The sequence below is a fragment of the Frankia sp. CeRuru1 genome (assembly GCF_977966315.1).
Window position 1 is genome coordinate 1,582 of sequence record NZ_CDWWEW010000248.1, and the last position, 6,248, is coordinate 7,829.

Sequence of the window (6,248 nt, forward strand, 5' to 3'; positions counted from 1 at the left end):
GGCGGCACTCACACCACGGCCAGGTCGACCGGACGCGGCACGTCCTCGATGCCGGCGTAGGCCTGGATCGACGCCACCGCGCCGCCGGCTGCGGCCGCGGCCGCGGCCGGGTTTACCGGCTAGACGGGGCCGTCGAAGCCGCCGGCGAGCAGGTGACGCAGGACCGCGTTGCCCACGGACCCGGCGGACCGCCCCGCACCGATGACGGCGATCGCGCGCGGATGCAGCAGCCGACCGATCGAGGCGGCCTCGGCATGGTGCTCCCGGGCCCGCATCACCCCGACCGACTTCTGGGTGGGGGTGATCTCGAAGGACAGCCGGACCGCGCCCGAGTCCCAGGTCCTCGAGACCGTGTAACCGGCATCGAGAAAGACCCGGATCATCTGCTGGTTCTCCCCGAGCACGTCGGCGTCGAAGCGGCGGATCCCGCGGTCCCAGGCCACGGCGGCAAGATGCTCCAGCAGCACCGAACCCAGCCCTCGTCCCTGCTGGGCGTCCTCCACCAGGAAGGCGACCTCCGCCTCGGTCGGCCGTGCGGCGGTGCTCTCCCAGTGGGAGACCGCGACCAGGTCGTCGCCGATCATTGCGACGATGGCGCCGCGCAGCCGCTGGTCGACGGTCGTCATCCGTTGGATGTCGGCGTCGCTCAGGGCACGGCGCACGGCGAAGAACCGGAAGTAGATCGACTGGGTCGACAGCCGGGTCCAGAAGGTCCGCAGCAGCGGGCCGTCCGTCGGCAGGATCGGGCGGATGTGGGCGGTGCCGCCGTCACTGAGGATGACGTCGGCCTCCCACTCGACCGGATAGACGACCGGAGGCTCGGTGCTCACGCGGCGCTCACCCGGTTCTCACGCAGTGCTCAGCTCTTACTCCGTGCTCAACGGTCGACGGTGGGGTCGAGGCCGTGCAACGGCAGCACCTGACGCCGGGTCGCCGCCACCGTCCGGTCCAACGGATCGTCGGGGTCTCCCTCGCCCGCGTCCCAGGGACGGTACCGGACACTCACCCCGTCCCCGAGCGCCCGGGGCATGGCGGCGGCGCCGAGGGACTTCTGCCCGGTCGCCGCCCGCACCCGTCCCGGCGCCGCGGACCGCCAGTCCTCCGGCAGGGCGCGGCCGGCATCCAGGGGCACGTGGCCGGCGATCGCCAGCAGCTGCGTCCAGGCCCGCGGCACGACCGTGTCCAGCGCGTACCCGCCACCGCCGCAGGCCAGCCAGCGCCCGTCGCAGACCTCGTGGGCCAGCGCGTGCAGCAGGTCGTAGGAGGCCCGTTGGCCGTCCACCGACAGCGCCAGATCGGCCAGCGGGTCGAAGGCGTGCGTGTCGCAGCCGTGCTGGGTCACCAGCACCTGCGGCCGGAAGGACCGCAGGAGCACCGGCACCACCCCGGAGAAGGCGCGCAGCCAGCCGGCATCGCCGGTGGCGGGGGGCAACGCCACGTTCACCGCGGTGCCCTCCGCGGCGGGAGCACCCACCTCGGTCGGGAATCCGGTGCCCGGGAAGAGGGTGCTCCCCGTCTGGTGCAGGGAGATGGTGAGCACCCGCGGATCGTCGTAGAACGCCGTCTGCACGCCGTCGCCGTGATGCACGTCCACGTCGACGTACGCCACTCTGGTGGCTCCGGCGGAGAGCAACCAGGCGATCGCAATCGCCGGGTCGTTGTAGATGCAGAATCCGCTCGCCATTCCCGGCATCGCGTGATGCAGCCCCCCGGCGATCGACACGGCGTGCCGCGGCGGCCCGCTCCACACCGCCCGTGCCGCCTCGACCGTGCCACCGGTGATGAGCGCGGCGGCCTCGTGCATCCGTTCGAAGATGGGGTTGTCGGCTGTGCCCAGGCCGAACAGGGCCGCGAACCTTGCCTGCGCCGGGTCGGGCGCGGCACGGACCGCGCTCAGGTAGACCGGATCGTGGATCAGGCCGATGAGGTCGTCGGAGGCGAGGGTCGGCCTGGAGATCCGGATGCCCGGTGCGTCGAGAACGCCGAGACTCATAGCGAGGTCCATGGTGAGCTCAAGCCGCACGGGATGCAGCGGATGCGCCGGCCCGAAGTCGTAGCCGGCCATGGCCGGATCCCAGGTCACGACCGTCGGCTCGGCCAGCGGCTCGGCCGGCGGGCGACCGTCGGCCCGCCGCTCGGAATCGCCCGGGACACTCATCTGTCGACCGTAGCCCGATCACGCTCCCGGAGGTAGCGGTGGTGTCGGTGACGAGGATCCGGAGCCGTCGATGAGGCACGTAGATCTGCCCGGAATGGCCTAGGGTCAGTGCCCGTGGCAGCAGACCGAGTGACACCGGACTATACGGCGAGGGAGGACGGGCGGCAGCCGGCCGGCCGTGGTGGTGGGCCGGTGGCTGCCGGCACGCCGCTGTGGGAACCGCCTCCCCGTCGGATCAGCCAGGCCGCGGTGACCAACTACCGCGCCTGGCTCGCTGCCGAGCGGGGGGTTGAGCTCGCCGACGACACGCGCCTGTGGGAGTGGTCGGTTACCGACCTGGACGCGTTCTGGGAGTCGATCTGGGATTTCTGCGCGGTCGAGGGGGACCGCGGCACCGGTCCGGCGCTCGCCGACGCGGCGATGCCCGGCGCGGTCTGGTTTCCCGGTGCCCGGGTAAACTACGCGGAGAACGCGCTCACCCGGCGCGGGCCAGCTCCGGCCGTCATCGCCGTACGCGAGGACGGTGCCACGGCCGTGGTGTCCTGGGACGAGCTGCGCCGGCAGGTGGCGAAGGCGGCGGCGGGACTGCGGAGCCTGGGTGTCGCCGAGGGTGATCGGGTCTGCGCCGTGCTGCCCAACACCGTCTACGCGATGGTGGGGATGCTGGCCGCCGCCAGCATCGGCGCGGTGTGGTCGTCATGCTCGCCGGAGCTCGGCCCGACGGCCCTGCGCGCGCGGTTCGGCCAGATCGACCCGAAGGTCCTGATCGGCGTTGACGGCTACAGCTTCCGCGGGAAGAGCTACGACACCCTCGCCGCCCTCGCCGCGCTCGCCGGCGACCTGCCGGGACTCGGGGCAAGCGTGATCGTGCCGTACCTGTGGCCGGACGCGCTCTCCCGGGCCCGGGCCGCGGGGCTACCGGGACTGCTCACCTGGGACGAGCTGATGGCTTCGGAGACCTCCGAGCCCGAGTTCACCCGGGTCGCCTTTGACGCGCCGCTGTGGATCCTCTACTCGTCCGGCACGACCGGCCCCCCCAAAGCGATCGTGCACGGCCACGGCGGCATCCTGCTGGAGCACCTGAAGTCGCTGGCGTTGCACCTCGATCTCGGTCCGGACGACCGGTTCTGCTGGTTCACCACGACCGGCTGGATGATGTGGAACTACCTGGTCTCCGGTTTGCTCGTCGGCGCGACCGTCGTGCTCTACGACGGAGCGCCCGGCTACCCGGCGCTCGGCACCCTGTTCGGTCTGACGGAGGCCCTGGAGCTCACGTGCCTGGGCACGTCCGCGGGCTACCTGCAGGCCTGCGAGGACGCCGGGCTGGTCCCGCGCGAGTTCGCCGATCTGTCCAGGCTGCGCACCGTCGGATCGACCGGATCGCCACTGTCCGCAGCCGGCTATGCCTGGGTGTACGAAGCGGTGAGCCCGACCGTGATGCTGTCGTCAATCAGCGGTGGCACCGACGTCTGCACGGCGCTGGTGGCAGGCCTGCCAACGATGCCGGTGCGGGCCGGGGAGATCGGATCGCGCGCGCTGGGCTGCGCGGTGCGCGTCTTCGACGAGGCCGGCGAGGAGGTCGTTGACGAGGTCGGTGAGCTCGTCGTGACCGCGCCGATGCCGTCCATGCCGCTGTGCTTCTGGGCCGACCCGGACGGCGGCCGGCTGCGGGAGAGCTACTTCTCCGTCTACCCCGGCGTCTGGCGCCACGGGGACTGGGCGAGGATCACGCCTACCGGTGCCGTCGTCATCCAGGGACGTTCGGACGCGACGTTGAACCGCGGCGGCGTCCGGATCGGCACCAGCGAGCTCTACAGCGTGGTCGAGCGGGCCCCCGGGATCGCAGACAGCCTCGCGGTCGACACCGCGGACGAGCGCGGGCACGGCGAGCTGCTCCTCTTCGTCGTCCTCACCGAGCCCGGCCTGACCGATGCGGTGGCCGCCCGGCTGCGCGAGGTTCTGCGCGCCGAACTCAGCCCACGCCACGTCCCCGACCGGATCATCGAGATCACCGAGATCCCTCGGACCCACACCGGCAAGAAGCTCGAGGTACCGGTGAAGCGCCTGCTCGCCGGAACCGCCCTGGACGAGGCCGTGAGCCTCGACTCGGTCGCCAACCCCGATGCCCTGCTGCCCTTCGCCGCCGCCTCGGCCCGGTCCCGGCGGTCGGCGCCGGAGCCGAGGACGGGAACCACGCTGGAACCCGGCACCGGATCCGGCGAGGAGGCCGAACCCGAGGCCGAACCCGGAGCCTGATACGGCAAAGCCGGATCTTCGCCCGGCAAAAACGAAGATCCGGCTTTCATCGATCACGCGATCATGGCGTGACCGCCATGATCGCGGTACTCCTGTCTTCCACCCCCGTGCACCTGTGCCGCACTGTGCACCTGTGCGGCACTGTGCACCCGTGCACGTGCCCCGCGGACCCGACCGGAGGTGCGTTCGCCCGATCGATCAGTCGAGGAACTCGCGCAGCCGACCGGCGACGGCGGGCTTGCGCAGCTCCCGAAGCGTGTCCCGCTCGATCTGACGGATGCGCTCACGGGTCAGGCCGAGCCGGTTGCCCACCTCGGCGAGGGTGTGCTGCTTGCCGTCGGCGAGACCGAAGCGCAGCCGCATCACCTCGCGCTCCCGCGGGCTCAGGCCACCGAGGACGTTATCGATCTCGTCCTGCATGGCGCCGTAGGAGGCGGCGTCCGCCGGGGAGGTCGCGTCGGAGTCCTCGATGAAGTCGCCGAGCACGGAGTCGCCGTCGTCGCCGACCGAGGTCTCCAGGCTGACGGTGTCCTGCGCATACCGGCGCAGCTCCACCACCTGCTCGATCGGCATGTCCAGCTCGAGGGCGAGCTCCTCGTCGGTCGGCTCACGGCCGAGCGTGGAGACGAGCTGGCGCTGCAACCGGGTAATCTTGTTGATCTGCTCGACCACGTGGACCGGGATGCGGATCGTCCGCGCCTGGTCGGCGAGCGCCCGGCCGATGGCCTGGCGGATCCACCAGGTTGCATAGGTCGAGAACTTGTAGCCCTTGGCGTAGTCGAACTTCTCCACCGCGCGGATAAGGCCGAGGTTGCCCTCCTGGACCAGGTCCAGCAAGGTCATCCCGCGACCGCTGTACTTCTTGGCGACGGAGACCACCAGCCGCAGGTTCGCCGAGACGAGCTGCTGCTTGGCGGCATGGCCGTCCTTGACGAGCAGACCGAGGTCACGACAAAGGTCGGCGGGCAGGTCGGGGACGCTCTCGAGCTTGTACTCGGCGAACAGGCCCGCCTCGACCCGCTTGGAGAGTTCGACCTCCTGGGCGGCGTTGAGCAGCGGCACCTTGCCGATCTCGCGCAGGTACATGCGTACGAGGTCGGCGGTACCCGCGTGTTCGGCGGTGGACCGGCTGGCGGCGGTGGCGTCATCGCTCGCATCCTCCTCGTCGAGGAGTTCGACGCCAGCGGCGTTGATGCGCGCGATGAGAACGGGCAACAGTTCGATACCGAGGTCCGCGGACTCGAGCGCGTCACGCAGCTCGGAGCGGCTGATCTCGCCGGCCTCGCGACCACGGGCGATGACCTCGGCCACCGCGCCCGCGTCGAGCTCGTCGGTATCGTCGGGAACAGCGGCCAGCGAACGGCTGGGAGCGGTGCGGACAGGAGGAGCGGCCCGACGGGCGCGCCGCGGGCTGCGCGGGCGGTTGTCATCGGTGCGCTCGGCAAATTCCAGAGCAGGCAGCGTCATCAGTGGCAAATCCGATGGTCGGTGCGGGTGGGTCGTCTCGTTCTGTGCACGTGGGAGGTAACGAACGAAGACGCGGAACCATTCCCCGTGCAGGCACACCCGGACATCAGCGATCGCCGGGCCTACCAAGCAGTGTAGACCCTAGCCCTCGAGACGCTGCACTCGCTGCCGCGAAGACTACCTGGCAGATTCCGCCCTGTGGCGCGAACCGCGAACTCTCCTGAGCTTCTCCAGTGGCCGCGCACCCTGCGGATCAGGCCAGCGACAACCATAAGCAACAGGTACATTACTCATCGTAGAAGTTTTTTGTGTTCTGCCATCCGTGCCATATTTTCCGACGATCACCGGTCGGTGCTAACCGTAACGG

Annotated in this window: 3 protein-coding genes and 1 pseudogene; 1 reads left to right on the forward strand and 3 read right to left on the reverse strand. The window is 70.6% G+C overall.

Annotated features, from left to right (window positions below; all coding sequences use genetic code 11):
• Window positions 1–830 (reverse strand): annotated as a pseudogene (locus tag AC08OP_RS16810) (N-acetyltransferase family protein); the annotation flags it as partial.
• 47 nt (window positions 831–877) lie between these two features.
• A complete protein-coding gene (locus AC08OP_RS16815) occupies window positions 878–2,158 on the reverse strand; it encodes an acetoin utilization protein AcuC (protein ID WP_476615063.1) in 1,281 nt (426 codons plus the stop codon).
• Between the two features lie 192 nt (window positions 2,159–2,350).
• Here AC08OP_RS16815 and AC08OP_RS16820 point away from each other — a divergent pair, with 192 nt between their 5' ends.
• On the forward strand, window positions 2,351–4,414 hold the full coding sequence (locus AC08OP_RS16820) for an acetoacetate--CoA ligase (protein ID WP_476615064.1): 2,064 nt from the start codon (window positions 2,351–2,353) through the stop codon (window positions 4,412–4,414).
• Window positions 4,415–4,612: 198 nt separating this feature from the next.
• Here AC08OP_RS16820 and AC08OP_RS16825 read toward each other — a convergent pair whose 3' ends face one another.
• The gene (locus AC08OP_RS16825; protein WP_476592079.1) at window positions 4,613–5,881 is read right to left on the reverse strand and encodes a sigma-70 family RNA polymerase sigma factor; all 1,269 of its coding nucleotides are present in this window, start codon (window positions 5,879–5,881) and stop codon (window positions 4,613–4,615) included.
• Between the last annotated feature and the right edge of the window lie 367 nt (window positions 5,882–6,248).